General features: G+C 61.4%; 10 protein-coding genes. 4 read left to right on the top strand and 6 right to left on the bottom strand.

What is annotated here, in order from left to right:
- Positions 1-450: a hypothetical protein gene (locus IP86_RS17540; RefSeq protein WP_012494692.1), complete on the bottom strand. Its 450-nt coding sequence runs from the start codon at positions 448-450 to the stop codon at positions 1-3.
- A 547-nt stretch (positions 451-997) separates the two neighbouring features.
- On the opposite strand from IP86_RS17540, the gene IP86_RS17530 reads away from it, so the two are divergent.
- The 4 genes from IP86_RS17530 to IP86_RS17515 are packed head-to-tail and all read left to right on the top strand — an operon-like array spanning position 998 to position 3,854.
- Complete coding sequence (locus IP86_RS17530; RefSeq protein ID WP_012494691.1) at positions 998-1,564, top strand: hypothetical protein; 567 nt, start codon at positions 998-1,000, stop codon at positions 1,562-1,564.
- A 4-nt stretch (positions 1,565-1,568) separates the two neighbouring features.
- Positions 1,569-1,931, top strand: a complete 363-nt coding sequence (locus IP86_RS17525) for a hypothetical protein (protein ID WP_012494690.1) — start codon at positions 1,569-1,571, stop codon at positions 1,929-1,931.
- Positions 1,910-3,058 carry a hypothetical protein gene (locus IP86_RS17520; protein ID WP_012494689.1) on the top strand — a complete coding sequence of 383 codons (1,149 nt, stop codon included), beginning with the start codon at positions 1,910-1,912 and terminating at the stop codon, positions 3,056-3,058. Before IP86_RS17525 ends, IP86_RS17520 begins: the two co-directional genes overlap by 22 nt.
- Positions 3,051-3,854: a hypothetical protein gene (locus tag IP86_RS17515; RefSeq protein WP_012494688.1), complete on the top strand. Its 804-nt coding sequence runs from the start codon at positions 3,051-3,053 to the stop codon at positions 3,852-3,854. Before IP86_RS17520 ends, IP86_RS17515 begins: the two co-directional genes overlap by 8 nt.
- 11 nt (positions 3,855-3,865) lie before the next feature.
- Here the strand turns inward: IP86_RS17515 and IP86_RS17510 are convergent, their stop codons facing one another.
- Genes IP86_RS17510 through brxC form a run of 5 tightly spaced genes read right to left on the bottom strand, consistent with a single transcriptional unit; the run spans position 3,866 to position 16,974 of the window.
- Positions 3,866-4,834, bottom strand: a complete 969-nt coding sequence (locus tag IP86_RS17510) for a phospholipase D family protein (RefSeq protein ID WP_012494687.1) — start codon at positions 4,832-4,834, stop codon at positions 3,866-3,868.
- A complete protein-coding gene (brxL, locus tag IP86_RS17505) occupies positions 4,834-6,870 on the bottom strand; it encodes a protease Lon-related BREX system protein BrxL (RefSeq protein ID WP_012494686.1) in 2,037 nt (678 codons plus the stop codon). The genes IP86_RS17510 and brxL overlap by 1 nt, the downstream gene beginning before the upstream one ends.
- Before the next feature lie 3 nt (positions 6,871-6,873).
- Entirely contained in the window at positions 6,874-9,444 is a 2,571-nt protein-coding gene (locus tag IP86_RS17500; protein ID WP_012494685.1) for a PglZ domain-containing protein, read from the bottom strand.
- A 5-nt stretch (positions 9,445-9,449) separates the two neighbouring features.
- Complete coding sequence (locus IP86_RS17495) at positions 9,450-13,430, bottom strand: Eco57I restriction-modification methylase domain-containing protein (RefSeq protein ID WP_012494684.1); 3,981 nt, start codon at positions 13,428-13,430, stop codon at positions 9,450-9,452.
- A gap of 10 nt (positions 13,431-13,440) precedes the next feature.
- Positions 13,441-16,974, bottom strand: a complete 3,534-nt coding sequence (gene brxC, locus IP86_RS17490) for a BREX system P-loop protein BrxC (protein ID WP_012494683.1) — start codon at positions 16,972-16,974, stop codon at positions 13,441-13,443.
- Positions 16,975-16,984 lie beyond the last annotated feature (10 nt).

Raw genomic sequence — 16,984 nt, 5'->3', positions numbered from 1 at the left:
TCAGGTCTCCGGAGCGGCCTGGCGAGGGCGCTGCGCCAACTGTAGCAGTGTCGCCGGCGGCCGGCGATTGGCCTTGGCGCACTTGCCGCAACGGAGCCGGCTCGCCAAGTCGTGGACGAAGGTGGTCGGCGGATGGCGCAGCGCGGCCAAGTCGACGTCCCGCTTGGTCATGCAGCGGGAGCACTCGATTTCAAGCCACGGGTAGCCACCATTCACCGCCTGGTCGATCGTGGGAGACGGGTCCATCAGGCCGCCATCCGCCCACATGCGCTCGTTCCAGGACTCGGACAGGAGCCGGTCGGCCTGCCTTATCAAGGCCTCGCCCTTGGTCCGGGCCTCGGCCGATTGCGCCGCCAGAATGGTGGTCATTGCCCGGGCCCGCCCGAGCTCCTTCTGCAGCGCCTTGCGGTCGCCGCCGGAGAGCGGGGTGGGATGGTGCTTCGGCGCCATCCGGACGCGGCCAGTCGAACGACGGCCAGCAGCCGTCCTCTTCGTGACGCCCGGTCCGCTGCGCGAAGGTGTTATCGAGCAAGCACTGGCCGACGTTCTTCCAGATGGCGTCCGGACCGTATAGCCGGACGGCGTCGGCCTTCTGGATCTCGACCGTCCTGCTGCAGCGCCGGCAGGCGACCCGCAACAGATGCTTGGAGATCTGGTTCAGCCGCAGCAGGCGTCCGGACGCAGCGGGCTCCGGGTTGCCCCCGTCGGCGCCGGCGTCCACCAGGAGCGCCTGCCAGTATTCGGGCGGCAAGGTGTCGTTTGGACCCTCCGCCGGCGATCCTGGCGCGTTCCTGACGACGGCGCGGGCCATCGCTTCCATCTGGAATCGGGTCGGCATGCGCCAGCGGGCAGGCTGGTCGGTCATGGCTGTCATTAGAACTTATCATGAACAAAAGAGTCGAGACGGCCGAATAGTGGAGAACTGGGATTTTTCAAGCCGAACCCTTGCGAAGTGATGGCACCTTGGCTATCTCACGTCACACACGTGAGGATACAAATGATTCTGAATATGGTTGAGCTCGGCGGTGATGAGGTCCTTTCGGGGGCGACGACCGGCCGAACTGTATTGGCCGACTTGCTTAAGGCGACCGCGAGGGAGCCGTCGACGGTCACGCCGGTGCTGTTGAACTTCGAGTGGGTGAAGGTGGCGACGTCCAGCTTCCTGCGCGAGAGCGTGCTGGCCTTCCGGGACGCGATCCGGACCCGGCGCTCGAATTATTACCCCGTCGTCGCCAACGTGAACGCCGACGTGCGCGAAGAACTCGAGGACCTGCTTAGTCGGCGGGGCGGGGTCCTGATGTCGTGCGTGGCGCGCGGCGACGAGATCGTCGAAGCCGCGCCTCTCGGAGAGTTGGACCCGAAGCAGAAGCTGACGTTCGACCTGGTGCAGCAGCGCCGGGAGACTGACGCCGGCGAACTAATGCGCGATTTCGCCGCCACGGATCCGGTCAAGAGTCCGACGGCCTGGAATAATCGTCTGGCGAGCTTAGCTATGCTCGGTTTGGTTGCGGAGATCAGCCAAGGCCGATCGAAGCGCTACAAGCCTATTTTCGAAGGGGTTTGATTTCATGGGCGCGGATTTTCTGCAGAAAGCGGCTCCGCAGTTCGAAAAATGTTGGGACAGGGGGCGCCTAGACCTCGTCACCCAGGATCTCTTCACTCGTCTGCCCACGACCAAGTCGCGGGCGTTCGAAGCGGTTCTGCTCGGGGGCGCCCCGGTGAAGAAGGGCGACAGGATAACGATCGACAAGGTGGGACGCGGGCTCCTGGTGTCGCGCGGCCACACGGAGCTCGCTCTCAGCGAGGATGCGCCGGCCGCCGTGGTGGCCGCCATCGAGGCGAATTGCGGCGTTGCGCAGGGCATCGTGGACGAGGTCCATGAGATGGCCCGGGTCGTGGAGATCTCCGTATGCATCGCCCGGCCGCAGTAGACGACCATAAGCCCGACCGTTTCGAAATTCCCGAGCGCAGGCTCCGGCACGACCGGAATCTCCATCAGATGTCCATGGGGTGCTCCGGATGCGCGGAACGGCCGCTCTGCGGCGGTCTCTCGATCGAGGCGGCCGTCTGGAGTTGCCTCAGTTTCTGTTGCGGCACCCCGGACAAGTGCGACCGCGTCTGCAGGGGCAATCCCGACTACGCCTCCCGCGTTCACGAAGTCCACGGCTTCGAGCTCGATCTTCCTCGGGCCCCACTGCTCCCCACTCCGACGCTTCCTCTCGTCGTCCCCGAGATCTTCCACGGCTCGAAGCGAAAGCGACATTTCGCGCCGGCCCTCGCGAGCGTCTCGCTCTACGGCATGTTCGATCGCAAGGAGGGCCTGCCGAAGTACCGCACACGCGCCGAACTCAGCGCTAACTACAAGATCTCCACTGAAACCCCGCTGCTGCTCACTGCGATCCAACGCGACCGCCCCTTGGAACGCTGGTGGGAGCTCGGGCGGGAGCGACGCAAGGTGATCGTTCAAGCCGCGCGGGATTGCGGCGTCGTATTGGCGACGACCCCGAACTACAGCCTGTTCGTGGACCGACCGCGCTGGGACGATCTTCACGCGATGAAGCGCATCGCGATCGCGCACGGCGAATTCCTCGAAGCCGGGATGCCCGCCGCGCTGCACGTCAACGGCCGGACCGACCGGGATTTCGAACGGTGGGCGGAATTCATCCTCGCGCACGGAGAAGTCACGCACCTCAGTTTCGAATTCACCACCGGCACAGGACGCCCTACCCGCCGCCGGCAGCACGCCGCCTGGCTGTGCGATGTAGCGAAGACCGTAGGCAGGCCACTGCATCTTCTAGTCCGCGGCGGCAACGACCTCCTCCCTGAATTGTGCGGGGCGTTCGCCGGCGTCACGTTCCTGGAGACCACATCGTTCCTTAAGACCATGATGCGGTACCACGCGGTCAAGGGCGAGACTGTCGGCTGGTGGCCCTACCCTACTGCAGCTAGGCAGCTGCTGGACGACCTGTTCGAAACCAACTGGGAGATCTCGCGCGACGCCATCGCTAAGGTGATGCGCGGGGATCCGCCTCCGGCGCCGGCGGTCGCAGTTGCCTGAAACCGAAAGCCTCACGTTCGCGGCACTCGACGGCATCGCCTTCGCGGCCGCGCGGGGTCGGCTCGGCGCTTTGCCGGAGTATGTCGCCGGCGACCTCGGCCCCCTGGTCGAGATGATCCAACTCTCCCGCACCGGCCTCCTGCCGTCGCCATCCTCGGCGCCGTGGCTGCGTCTGAACGGAACGGAAGCGCTGCTGCACGCGGCCGTTGGCTCTGAGAGATGGGCATCTCCGCACGGCAGCGGCTCCGGTTTCCTCCGATGCGACGTGCTGCAGACCGAACCGACGCGATGGACCACTTTCAAACTCGAAGCTCACAAGGCCGCGCTCGCTGCGGGATTTCCCTCGCAGGCGGTCGCCCGTCTGATGGGCGCCATGGGAGAGATCGCGGACAACGTCCTGGAGCACTCAGAGTCTCCGGCGACGGGCTTCGTCATGTTCGCCGGCCGCTCTGGATCCTTCGAGTTCGTCATCGCCGACGACGGAATCGGAGCACTCGCCAGCCTTCGGTCGAACTCGGAGTACGCCCACCTGATCGACGAGGGCGATGCGCTGCAGTGCGCGCTGACCGACGGCGAATCGCGGTTCGGCAAGGCGGCGCAGCGGGGTACCGGATTCAGCACGCTCTTCAGAAGCCTGGTGAACATGACGGCTTCGCTGCGCTTCCGGTCGGGTGACCACGCCCTCGATATGCGGGGCAGATCGCCGACGCTGGTGAATGCTCACGTCGCCAGAAAGCCGCGGGCGGCTGGATTCATGGTGGGGGTGCACTGCGAGGCGCCAAAAGGATCGCAATAGGGCGCGCGGATCTAGAGTTGATTCCAGTTTGCGAGCAGCTTCCCGGCAAAATCCTCGTCTCGTACGATTCCGTTCTTGTGCAGGTTCTTCTTGGCGCCGCGCCCCAAGCGCTTCGCCAAGGTCTCCAGGCTCACGCGTCGAACGTCAGGACGCTCAAGGTAAACGAAGGTCGCCTCACGGCCGTTGCGTCCGCGCCATAAGCGTGTGTGCAGTACGTGGGCTGGTGCGTCTATCAAGCGCCGCCCACCGGCGTACTCGGTGACCTGGATGACCTTGTCGTCCTCGTAGTAAGGACACTTGCCGGGCCACCAAAAGCTGTCGACGATGTACCCTCGCTTCCTTTTCCTCCGGGAGCGCGCTACTTTGAGCCCCTTCTCCTCGGTCGCTTCCGATCCCTCAGGAGCGTCGATCGGCCTCAATTGAGCCAATCGCAAACGCGGCAATCGAGTTCGACTCACTTCCGGCACCGTTCCGCCGCCTGGAACTTGGGGCGGGCGGTAGATCTTTTGGAGTTTGTCCAATCTGTCCGGGCCCACTTCGTCCAGACACAGATCTCTGACGAAAGTCTTCGCGCTGCGGACAACCGCCCGATCGGACGTAGTGACGACGGCCTCGGTCAAGAAGTCGGACGAACGCTTGGAAACGTTGGTTGACCCGATGAATGCGACGTTCCCGAAAATGAAGACTTTGGCGTGAAGCGAAGGGCTGCTGAAGATGACTACACCTTCCCTCTGAAGGCGTTTGAGATCTTTCGGGTGGGTCTGCCCCTTCTTGACCGCGTGTTCGCTTGCGTCGACGACGAGATGGCTGCCCGACGGCAGCGGCAGAAGCTTGCTCGCCCCCTTGCCGAAGTATGCGACCGCGGCGAGAGCGGGCCTGCGGGCGGATTTGGCACTCGCCGTCAGCAGTTTCCAAGCTCCCTTGGAGACGAACCGGCTTGCGGGGCTCGAACGCTTCCTCGTCCCCGCCGGCGACACCATCAGTTTATTCCCAGCGCCTTGAACGCAGCCGTTTTGGGATCTCCATAGAAGATTGGATCGACGTGCTCCACCACGTCCCCAGTAACTTCTAGGAAGCTGCGTTTGTTCTCGATCGGGATCAGCGCTCGCTTGGCGCCATTGTCCATGGCGAGTTGAAGCGGTTCCGCCAGCGATCGCAGCCCCTTGATGTTACCCTGAACGCTAAGATCGCCGACTACCAGCATGGCGGCAGATGGAGGAGCCTTTTTGAGTGCGGAGAACGCCGCGATGAAGAAGCCGAGCCCGATCTCGCCTTCGACGCGGTTGTTCATGAGGTCGATGACCTCGACGTGAAGGTCGGAGACGTCGAGTTCGCGGGCGATGGAAAGATCCCCCTTCTTTGCGAGCATGTAACTGAACGCGCGATTGATCGATTCCTTGGTCACGCCGTTGACGCCGCCGGCCGTCTTCAGTTTTCCGGATCCCGACGAGACCGAAACCTCGATGCGGTACATGCCGACCGTGCCGTCCTGCGCGACGGCCGCCGTGTAGACGCTGCCCGGCGGGAGAGGATCGGCCGAGATCATGTTGCGGCCGCCCTGCTCAGGCACGCCCACGAACCGCTCTTCGCCGGTGTCGTTGAGGGTGTAGCTGAAGGACGTGTGGTAGTATTCAAAGGAGCCCATCTTCTTCAGCTGCTCCTTCACCCGGCGTCGGCCCTCCATGGCGAACTCCAGGAGCTCGGCGATCTCGTCCTGGGTGGCCTCGCCGCTCGGATGAATGATCTTCATCAACCCCGACACGGTCTTCTTGACCGCTTTTCGGTCGCGGGTGATCAGGTGGGATCCCATCGTGAAGTGCCGGTCGCTGATCTCCGTGAAATTGTGCCGCCGCAATTCGCGCAGCGCCTCAGCCAGGAAATCCACCACGAAACCGTAGTGGTCCGTGAAGAGGTCGTTCCGCATCTTGGGGATTTCCCAGCCAGGCAGGTAGAAGTGCAGGCGGTCGATGAACGCCATGTCGTCCCGGATAACCTCGGGCATCGGTTCGAACAGGTGTCCGGTTTGGACCATGACGTCGATCGGCTGCTGGGTGTTGCCGAACAAGGCGACACCGGCTTCTCCGGACGCGGCCTCCTGACCACGCTGGAACGACCCGGATTCGCAGTAGGTCTTCATCGTGGTGATGACCTCCTTGGGCATCTTCTCGAGATCCGCGACTTCGTCGAAGCCGACGACGTCCCAGATCTGAACGAGGCCCTTCGCGCGTCCGCCCATGTGCCCGAACAGGTTCGCGACCGTCGTCGGGCCGGTCATGAGGGCGGCGTACGGAGAAACTTCCTGGATGACATAGCTTTTGCCGGTACCGCGCGGGCCCAGTTCGACCAGATTGTAGTTGCGCTCGCACAACGGGATCAGACGCGTCAGGAAGAGGAGCTTCAAGCGCTTCGTCATCTCGCCGGGCTCGTAGCCCATGCTACGCAGGATGAGGTTGATCCACTCGTCCGTCGTGAACTCCGCGCGAAGCCGCTGGTACTCGGCGAGGTCGAAAGCCGCGATCTGGATCGGCGTGAGCTTCTCGATCCAAAAGGGGTTTTTCCCCTTGCCCTCCTCGTCGTACTCAAAGCGCATGTCCACCTGGGCCCAGACACCCCCGGTCAGCAGACGCTCATAGTCCCTGACGTACTGATTCTGGATGTGTACGAACTTGTTCCCGAAGTTGCTCAACTCCGCCCAATAATCGGAGTCGACCAGGCGAACCTTGACCTTGTCGATGAAGGTCCAGCTACCCTTTTCCTTGACCTTGCTCTGCGCCTTCATCGACTCGTCGGAGCGGATGTAGTTGTTCGCCAGCGTGTCGTTGACCACCTGCAGGCCCATCTGGATCGCCATCTCGTCCGACGACGCGCAGTATTTTCCGAGCAGAAACTCGAGGACGAAGACCGGCACGTTGGCACCGACCTTGACCTTCCGGACGAGGTCTTTCCGAACAACTTTGCCAGCGAAGGTCCGGTTGACCTTGTCGTCGAGAGCGTCGCGTACAGGGGCGGTACTCATCACTTAAACTCCCAAGCGGACGGGGATGTCTTTTTGCGAGACGTAAAGAAGCGCGTCGGTTTCCGCGTCCAGCACCTGGATGCGGACATGTTTGACCGTGTCGTCAGTCAGCATGAAGCCGACCTGGGCCTTCACGGACGGCGGTAAGGTCAGGACGCCGTCTGCGATGACCGCGCCGGTGGCGATGGCTGCGCTGGCGACTGGTCGGTCGTCGGACACCACGAGCGGACGGATCTTGCGGGCGCCGGCGAACAGATCCTTCGATGCTGCACCGAGTTCGACCTGCACCGTGAAGATGCGGTTCGTGACCGCATCGAACTCATGGGACACCGTGACAGCATCTTTCTCGGCCTTCGTGCTGCCGTCCGCCTTCAGCTTCACGGAGATGACCGGGATAACCATCTCCTGCAGAGAGGTGCCGCCGTGGTGGTAGGCCAGGTCGCCCCCGCTCTTGAAGACGGACGTGCTTGCCGGGAAGGCGAAATCCAGATCGGTGGCGTAACCGAGCTTGGCGCCGCCCACTCTCACCGATCCCGCCGGTGTGGAGCCGCCGCGACCGATCCAGCACCGCCGGTGCAGGTCGATCGGGTCGCCACCCGGCGTTTCAAGGCGCATCGAGGGATCTCGGTCGGCAGCGAAGAACAGATGACCGTGATCAGCCGTGATAACAGCCTCTCCGATCCCGACAGCCGCCAGACGTCCGAGGCATCGCGCCAAGTCCTCCACCACGTTGTCCATGATGCGCCGGGCGTACGTGGTCGTGGTCGCATTTTCGCCCGCGGCATCGATCTCCGTGGAGCGGATGACGATATGGTTCGAACTGCCGATCTTCTTCTGGAGCGCCTTCGGGCTCATCGAGATCACTTCGTCGAGCGTCAAGTCGACCAAATCGGGCACATGTGACTTCATGAACTTCTGGCGGGCCGACAGGTCGGGGAGGAACGTGCCGTCCACGGACGCTCCGAGCCGGTCCTTGGCCGCGACGACCGAGAAGGTTGCCGACGCCCCCGGAAGCAGCGCCGCCATTCCGATGGGAGTGATGGACGGAAGTGCCGCGAGAGCAGGTCGAATTTGAACTTCCGAGGCCCGGTTAAGACGGCCGATGAGCTCGTGCCCCATCTCGAAGCGCATGGCGTCGACCATGAGATAGGCGACCGGAAGCGGGCGGGCTGCAACAACGTCTGACCAGACGCGTGTCTGCGGCAAGACGTTCGGCACGGCCCAATCCGCCTTCTGGAGCGCCTTCAGAAATCCTTCGCTCATGCGACGGACCGCATTCTCGTAGATGATCCGGATCCTCGCGACGGCTCGCTCGTCGACCCCTTCGTCCACGGACGAAAGGAACGCCTCCAGGCGCCGCTGTGCCTGGTCGAGGGCATACCACCCATCCTTTTCGGACACGTACCGTTCGACCCATACGGAAGGATTTCCGTTGGCCTTCGAAATCGTCGAGTCGACCGCTGCCGCGACCAGCCCAAGGTCGACCATCAGTTTGCAGACGGCCCAGACCGACTTTCGCGTCACCTCACGGTTGACCCAGAAGCTGCTCTCGCGAGAGGCCATGAGAGCGCGGGCGGCCTCGAATTTTTCAGAAGCGACGAGCTCGAAACATGCCGCGACAACAGCAGCTTCCTCGAATCTGAAGGTGTCGATCGAACCAAGCGACGCACCGTGCACCGTGTCGGTCGAAAACCCGAGTTCAGCCTCGATCTTGTCGGCCGCCTCGATGTAGGCGGGTGAGTATCGTTCGCGCAGTCGCTTGGCGACTTCCTGCACAGCCTTCTGATGATCGCTGGTCTTGGCCTCCGCCACATTCTTGATGGCGGTGCCGACTTGCGGCCGAAGCTCAGCCTTCGCGTCAAGATCAGCGCGAAACTCGTTGACCAGAACATATCGAAACCCGATCTGACGCGCACGGGACAACGTCGCATCTTGAGGCAACGCGAGTCCGAGCCTGGCAAGAGCGGCGTCCCGAAGCTCTCCGATGGCGCCTTTGGCTTGCATGTCCGCGTCGAACGCAGCGTTGCCCAACCAGTCGGTCATGATCGCGACCGTGTCCGAGACGCCGAATACGCTCTTCAACAACGAGGTGCCCTGCGCTGCACCACCGTCGTCCTGCGCCATACCGGCGAGATCGGAGTAAGACAGCGCGTCCGACTTCAGCATTTCGTCGATCGCGACGTCCGTGAATCGCTTGCGCAGCACCAGCCTGGCGAACTGCTTCAGGGCTGGCTGCTGATAGAAAATGCCCGCCTTCTCCAACTCCATCAGCAGAGAACCTCTGGAATCGCGGTCGAGTCCGGGAATGTAGATGACAACGTCGTCCGGCTGATCACCTTTCGTAAGGTCTTCGACGGCAAATCGCGCCTTCAGGAAGGAGCCGTCGAAAACGCAAAGACGAGCCTTGCGCCGGCCGAAGCTAACCGTAGCGGTACCGTCGCCCACCACGTGCCCGCCGGCGACCTCTGCAAAGAACGGGCGCAGTTCCTCGCGCTTGTCGTACATGACGACAACACGCCGATCCTTGATGCGGTCGCCGATCTGGCCGGCGATATAATCGTGAAGCGGGTGCATCGTTACTATGCCGCCTTTGATTTTCGGGCGCGCTTCACGGAGCCGGCAGCATCCGACGACTCGATGAAATTCTTGAGCGCAGTCTTTACATTCAACGAAGTCCGTTCATCCACCAAACTCTCAATTGACTGGACCGGCACCTTCCGGACTTGCCACTTCCCTTCCGAGTTTTTCAACCAGAACACATCAACGACATCGTGGGCGATGGCAAAGCTGAGGTCCTCTGCGCACTTTGGAATCACCCGTTCAGGCCACAGCCTCATGGCCACGTTGGACCAATCGAGCTTGCCATCGCAAAGATCCTTCCAAGTCTTCCGGAGTTCAGCCTGCCAAGGCTTGTTTTGCGGGAAGAGCCGATACAAAGGAGCCGCGCAGATCGTAGCTCCATCCTCTTCATGAGGATCGAAAAGAAGTGCCACCTTCACAATCTCGTCCCGAAACCGGGCGAGATTTTCAGAGAAACTCTCCAAGCTTTCCAGCCTCTTGCGTTGATCCGCAGTTGGAGCGGCGCCGGTCTCCACCCGGAATGCTTCCAGTTCTCGCTTGACGCTGGCGATCTTCGGTACGACCAGATCATTTTCGACATCTAGAAGGGTATTGCGATTCACCATGTAGCTAAGCAGCCAAATGGAGTAGCGGCCGTCGGCCGTTCCGATTTGCCAAAGGACGGGGGCGATCCGCTGGCTTTTCGAGAACATCGAAACGTGCTCTGCGAAGGCATCAAGTTTCGTCCACTCTTCAAAATCATCGAAACCGCACCAAGTTCGAACGCAATCGTCGCTGAGTTTATGTTCTTGACAGAACTTGGACATCCTTCGAGCAAGATCGAGTTCATGGCCGGAGTCAGTGACGAGCACTCGAACAGGTGACTCGCTGAGAGAATGAGGGCTCCAGGCGACGGCCAGCAATGGATTATCCTTGACCTGCTGCACGATTCCACCTCCGACCTTCCGCGGAGCAAAGACGCTCAGAAGAATCGATTGCCGAATCTGAGATGAGATATCCGCGGGGTCGATAGCCAGCGCTTCGTGCACGGCTTCGCGATGCATCCCCCGAACTGTTTCATCGACGAACGCTTGGGATCCGGCATCCAAGCCAAGAGCGTCACAATATCGAGTGCCGGCCTCTCGAAGGAGCCCACTCAAACGCTTCTGCAGATTTGTAGCTTGCTCGACAATATCTTCAGGGCGCGAGCTATTCATCCACGACGCGGATGGCAAGCCCGTGTAATAAATCGACGTTGGATCACTACCCTGAAGTCGTACAAGCTCACCGATCACATCCTTAGCTTCCTGCAAGACAGGATTCATTGCACGCTTGATGTCCGCTAGGCCAGGAAGAGCTCCAACCATACCTTGCGAGTAGTCTCGCGCTTTTCCTTCGTCAGACGCCCCTCCAGACGAGTCGAAAAGAAATTGACCCAGGGACGTGTTTAGCAACAGGCAAAGCGCGACGAGTTGTTCTGCGTCGTCGCTCTCTGTCGTCACATTTGGCGAAAAGACCGCGGATCCTTTCGTGTCAAACAGCCCTTTAGCCGGAAACACTCTCGCTGAAAAACGAGAAGTCCGCTGAGAATAAGTTATGCATGGCCGGAAAGCATACTTATGGGCCTGTCCGGTCAGAAGGCAACAGAACTGCCCGTCTCGATTTGCGTATGCGGCAGAAGCCGCCGCACCCCAATCAATAACTAGATGATAGAGGCCGACCAAAGGAGCATAAGCTCCTCCTTTCGAGTATAACTTCCATCGCTCGCCATTCTGCTTGAGTTCCCAGTGTAGCCGCAAAAAGCGAAAGTTATCTTTGGTGGCCAATCCTTGTTTAGCTTCGATTCCAGAAGCGGTGAGCGGCGTGAGCTCTTTAATGTGCAGCAGAGCCGGCGACAGCCAATATGAGAACGCCTTGCCGGCGATGTTCTCGAACGCGCTCTGCGGGTGGATAAATGTGTTCGATGTCACTGAACGTGAGTTTACGTCACGGACGAAGCGGCGGAGATTCCCTTCGCGATCTCCCCCTTCTGTAAGCCGAAACCAGATAGACTGCCTTTTTTCTTGCGGCCCATTTTCGATGACTGTCATGGCCGTCTCGACAAACGCGTCCAGCACACCCAAGCCAAGATCCGCGTTGCAGGCCAACCATGATCTTTCCAACAGGCGAGAGCGAAAGTGCTGCAGCCGGCTTAAGAACCAATTTGTCCGGTTGAATATGACGCCAAGGCGTCCACGGGGGGTGAGGCGATTTCTCCACTCGTCTACGAACGCTGCCCCCAAATCATACTTAGTTTGCGGGTACTCAGCCGCTATGCGCTCTCGAGCCCCGTCCGAAGGAGTGCCGAAGGGGGGATTCATAACGATTACGTCGTAATGACGATTCATAAGATCCACTAACGCGAGCCCCTGCTCTGCGTCGTCTACAAAAAGGCGACGCCGCACTCCGATGCCGTTCACCGCATTGATCAAGAACTCTTCGAGCGACTCCTTCAGTAGGGCTTCCGCTTCTTGAAATGAAGAGAATCCCCGCAAATCCACGTAACGAACGGATTCAGCACGTTGTTCGTCGAAACCGGGAAGCGTCGCCTGCTTTCCCTTCTCCCGAGCCTGCGAAATAGATTTGTTCGCTTCGTCAATGAGTGACGCGAGTGTACGATCGAGAGGAAGAAGCGCTCCCATCTCATCGGCGTGATTCAGCTCGGCGACGATCCCCTTGAAGAGCGTCCCGAGGGCGGCCGGCTTGAGGGTCGAGGCAAAGTTTTCGATCAGAGGTGCATCGCCCGGAATTGGCTCTGCGATCACGATATTCGCGCGGCGTATACGCGGACGTGCCGCCCTCGAGACATTCATCTCCTTGAACGCCCGTTGGGCTCGCATCCAAAGCGCGAGTTGAGCGATTTGAGCGCAGCGAAAGTCGATATCTATCCCGAAAAGATTGTATCGCAGGATAAGGCCTGGCATCGCCTTCCGGAATTCTTCGAGTTCGGGGAAATCTTCTCGCAACGTGCGGCCACTTCCCTGGAACGTTGGAGCATCAAGATCGTGCCAGGCCTCTTCGTAGATCATCAAGAAAAGGCCGAAAAGATAGAGCAGGAAGTGACCCGAACCGCATGCGGGATCAATCGCGCCGAGCGATCGAGGATCCTTCTTCGTACGAGGTTGATCGGCAGACATTCCGGCCGCTTGATCGAGGTCGAATGATTCGCATACTAGATATTCGCTTTCTAGGAGAATCCGTGTGTCGCCACGGCGCATCTCCCACCAGATGCGCGCCAGGCTGTTTTCAGCAAGAAAGCGGACGACATAGTTGGGCGTAAAGAACTGGTTCCGGATCGCGAGTTCTCGACCGTCGCGTGGCGTCTGACTTTCCTCACGCATCTGCCGACGCTCTTCGCCCGAATTGAAGAACTGATAGATCCAGCCGATCGTCTCATCCTCGTTCCACACTCCAACTAGGCCGGAGCCGTTCAGGATTTCGAGAATTTCATCGAAAGCGGCCTTTCTCGGCCAAAGCGCGGACGCCGGATCCCGTCTGTCGAACAGAACCTTCACCTCCGTAGACAGTTCGTCGAAAATGCTCTCGATGTAGAGCCGATAGCCGGCTCCGTCGACGGTCTTCAGCCCCGGCGCCAGGCCGCAGAACTCCGTAAATCCGATCGAATTTTCGCCGCGGCTAATGCACTCCTGCACAAGCCCGCGCGGCTCGAGCATCTTGAGCGCGGCGAAGCGGTTCAGAGTGGTGAAGGCGGCGTCACGGATGTAGTCCCGCACGGCGTCGGTCGGCTGCATACCGGCTCGGCGCTTGTGTTCGACGGCCGCCACGATCCGATCGCGCAGCAGGAGTTGACGTCCAGAGAGGTGACGGCCGCCCTCTTCGGCGACCCGACCGTCGGAGCGCACGTCGAACACGCCGTCCAACTGTTCGGCGAAATCCTCCTGGAGGATCCGCCGGATCTTCTGGGTCGCACGTTCGATGGCGTTTCGGGTGTCCTTGTCCATCAGCCGATACTCACCTGACGATCACCTTCTTGCCTTCGCCGATGAGGCGCGCAAACTCGTCCCTGATGCCGCCCAGTGCCTGGTCCAGCTGCTCCTCGGTCTCGATGCCGCCGGAGAAGAACTGACCGACCGACACGGTCGCGAGGCGTTCGCCGTCAAGAATCTGATGCATCTTGGCGATTGCGGCGGCCAGGCGGCTCTCCGCCAATTCCGCTTCCGATCTGAGGTGGCGGATGGTCTGGTTGTTCCAGTTCTTGTCGGCGCACTTCCGGAGGTGACCAGAGAGTTCGTCGCGCTGCGCCTCGTCGAGACGTTCCCAACCCGGCGTCTTGGTCAGCACTTCGAGGGCGTCGAGATAGGCCTTCACGCGGGCGTCGAGTGCCTCCTCGTAGCGCCGTTTGTACTCGGTCTTGATCGAGGTCGCCGCTTTCGAAATGGGTCCGATCTCGCGATAGAAGGTTTCCTTGCTCAACAGGTCGCTCAGGACCTTGGCTTGCTCGGGAAAGGCGGCATCGAGGTCCGGCTCCTCTTCAAGGACCGGAACGAGCTTCGCAGCCTCTCGGGCGTCGGCGATCGCCTTCAATGCGGACTCGTTGAGGGCGCCGGCCAGGTCCGAACCGCGCTTGATCGCATCCTTCAGGCTCTTGTGGGAGGCGTTGAAAGTCAGGATGGCGTTCTCTTCGTTGCTGCGGCGGATGGCCCGCATCTGGTTCACGGCACCGTCGAGCACGTCGATGCCCGGAAGCTGGGCCGACCGCATCGTACCGAGCACGGCGTCCAGTCCTTCTTCTTGCCGTTCCACCGCCGCCCGGATTTCGGCTGCGATGGGGCCGGCGGCGAGCTCCTTCACCTCGTCGCCGAACGTGTCCCGGTAGTTCTCGGAAGCTTGGGCCAGCACGGCGAAATCGATGCCCTTCTTCGGCCGGAAGCTCGCCGCCCGGAACGTGTTGTTGCCGGAGAAGCAATCCTTGGCGGCCGTGGTCGTCGCCTGGTCGATCACTTGCCCCTTGGACGTCGCCTCGATCTTGCCCGCACGCAGCAGCGACAGCGTCAAAAGCCGCATGACGTCGAAATCCCAGCCGAAGGGCGGCTTCAGGAATTCGTCCTCCAGGTATTTGCCGGTGACCTGCTCGCCGTAGGCCGCCCGCTCTTCGATCTTGGTGAGAATCTCGGACAACGGCACGACGTCGGTCCGGAAGACGCGCTTGTTCTGTTCGTCGCGCATCAGCTCCAGATGCGAGAATACCGCCGGCAGACCCGCGAGGTTCTCGGCGGTGAGAAGGGCGTCGACGCCCTTCGTGACCTCGGCCTTCTTGGCCGAGGCCTCCGCGAAGCGGTTGTAGACGTCGGGGAGCACCTGTTCGAGCACGCCCGTCACGGCCTTCCCGACTTCGGTTGCCGTGCCGGCGGGGCTGCGGTCGTTGCCGCGGAAGAACACCTTGCCGGACAGGCACGCAGCCTTTAGACGACGGCCGAGCTCCTGCATGTGATTGCGCTGCCGGACCTTCTCCTCGGCGATGAGCGCGGTCTCGTCTGCAGTCGGGGCCCCCCGCCCCTTGCGCTTGATCATCTCGTCGGAACGGAAGGCTTCGCGCATCTCGCGCCTGATGTCCTGATCGAGCGCCACGCTCCAGAACACGTCCTTCTGGTCCATCTGGCTGCGTCGCCGCAGGTTCTCCGCCTCTACGGCCGCCTGCTCCGCGTTTTCCGCGAGATCGAGATGGAAGGAGACGTCGCCGCTCATCTCCTCGTTGCCGCCGACCATGAGGCCGGCCTTGAAGGTCTTGGCGTCGCCCAGCGTGAAGCCGGGCTGCGGCGCCCAGAAGCCGGTCAGCACCGACGCGTAGAGGCGGCGTTCATCGGCGCGCTTGGGGTCGATCGAGGCCCGCGCCTGATCCCAGTCGTCTTCGGCCGGGGTCGGGATCCGGTATCCGCCGTCGCCCTGGCGGACCATGTGGGCGCTTTCTAGCTTGGCCAAGGCCTCGTGGACTTCGGTCAACCTGGAATCGGCGTCGACGCGGTCGACCAGCGCGGCCGCGATGTTTTCCGGCGTTCGATGGACGGTCCGGACGAACTGCAGCAGGCAGACGACCTTCGCCACGGCCTGAGCCAGCGGGTGCTCGACCTTGCCGGGAATGGAGATGATCTTGGCGCGGATGTCGGAATTGATGTTGCCTTCGACCAGATCGTAGACCTGATCGAGGCGCACCAGCGCTCCGATCGGGGCCTCGGCGATCTTGGTCGCGGGATTGATCAGAAGCTGCTGCGCGAGCTTGATGATGGTCCGGTTGGCGCCGCCGACGTGCTTGCTCGCGCCGCCCTGCATGCGCAGGCCGGAGACGACGTCGATGATCAGGTCGATCTGATAGGGCAGAAGCGGATAGAGATCGACGAACCGCTCGCGCGACAGGGTCGGCAGCGAGACGTCGGCGGTGATCTTGGAATTGAGATCCAGGCGGGCGCGGTTGTCGTCGTAGAGCTTGCCGAGCACCGTCTCGGCCACCGCGTTCTTCGCGAGCACGCGCCGGCTGGTGACTTCCGAGATGTCCGACGGCTCCAGGTGCACCTGGAGGGGAAAGCGGTCCATCAGTTTCGGAAGCTCGATCCGGTGGTTGTCGAGACCGCTGACGACTTCGCTCAGGCGTTCCTGCGAGGTGACCGCGATCCAATACTTGCCGCGGCCCTTGACGCCGAGCTGCTGCACGATGGCCTGCAGGTCGAGCATCTTCTGGGTATCTCTGGCCACGAACTGACCGACTTCGTCGACGACGAAGATGAGCGCCTGCCCAGGCTTGCGGCGGTTCATCAACTCCACGATACGGTCGGCCAGACGCCCCGGGGTAATGTCGATCTTCGGTCGGCCTTTCGACCACGAATCCGCCATCGGATAGGTGGCCGGCTCGAGCTTGTGCAGCACGGCGCTCGCCTGGTTGAGGGCGAAGATCGGCAGGTTCTTCTGGGTATCCCAGGATTTCCCGTTAAGCTCCTGGAACACCTCCTTGAACTTATCGAGGCGCCCCTCTCCTTCGAGCGCGATCTCCAGTTCCGCCGGATCGATCTCCTTGGCGTAGCCGAGGCTACTCAGGAACAGGCGATACATGATCTCGGTCAGCATCTGATTGCCGGACCGGATGCCTCTGTCGGTCGAGACGTCGAAGATGACGGTGTGCGTCGGGATCTGCTCGTTGATGGTCTTGAGGACCACGGCGAGCTTCGGGTCGCCGGCGCGCGCGGCGAACCTGTTCGCAGCGGACGTTCCGAGGATGTCGCGATCTTCGATCGCGAGGCCCAGCACCTTGGCGAAGCTCGATTTACCGGAACCGAAGAAGCCGGAGATCCAGATCGCCCCGCCTTCGTGAGGCTTGAGACGGGTCTCCTGGTATCGCTCCAGGACGTGCACATAGTGCTTCTTGATCGCGTCGGTGACGACGTATTCGTCGATTTCGGATGCGATGATGTCGGCCGAGGTCTGGTCGACCTTGATGACCTCCTCGATCTGCCGAGTGATGTCGCTTGCGAACAGCGATGCGATCTCGCCAGCCATACTCAATTCC

This window comes from Rhodopseudomonas sp. AAP120, from assembly GCF_001295845.1.
GTDB lineage: Bacteria > Pseudomonadota > Alphaproteobacteria > Rhizobiales > Xanthobacteraceae > Rhodopseudomonas.
This window is presented reverse-complemented; position numbering and strand designations above follow the sequence as displayed.

Coding starts and splice junctions, on each gene's coding strand:
- IP86_RS17540 (WP_012494692.1), bottom strand. CDS start 450: ATGGCGCCGAAGCACCATCCCACCCCGCTCTCCGGCGGCGACCGCAAG.
- IP86_RS17530 (WP_012494691.1), top strand. CDS start 998: ATGATTCTGAATATGGTTGAGCTCGGCGGTGATGAGGTCCTTTCGGGG.
- IP86_RS17525 (WP_012494690.1), top strand. CDS start 1,569: ATGGGCGCGGATTTTCTGCAGAAAGCGGCTCCGCAGTTCGAAAAATGT.
- IP86_RS17520 (WP_012494689.1), top strand. CDS start 1,910: ATGCATCGCCCGGCCGCAGTAGACGACCATAAGCCCGACCGTTTCGAA.
- IP86_RS17510 (WP_012494687.1), bottom strand. CDS start 4,834: ATGGTGTCGCCGGCGGGGACGAGGAAGCGTTCGAGCCCCGCAAGCCGG.
- brxL (WP_012494686.1), bottom strand. CDS start 6,870: ATGAGTACCGCCCCTGTACGCGACGCTCTCGACGACAAGGTCAACCGG.
- IP86_RS17500 (WP_012494685.1), bottom strand. CDS start 9,444: ATGCACCCGCTTCACGATTATATCGCCGGCCAGATCGGCGACCGCATC.
- IP86_RS17495 (WP_012494684.1), bottom strand. CDS start 13,430: ATGGACAAGGACACCCGAAACGCCATCGAACGTGCGACCCAGAAGATC.
- brxC (WP_012494683.1), bottom strand. CDS start 16,974: ATGGCTGGCGAGATCGCATCGCTGTTCGCAAGCGACATCACTCGGCAG.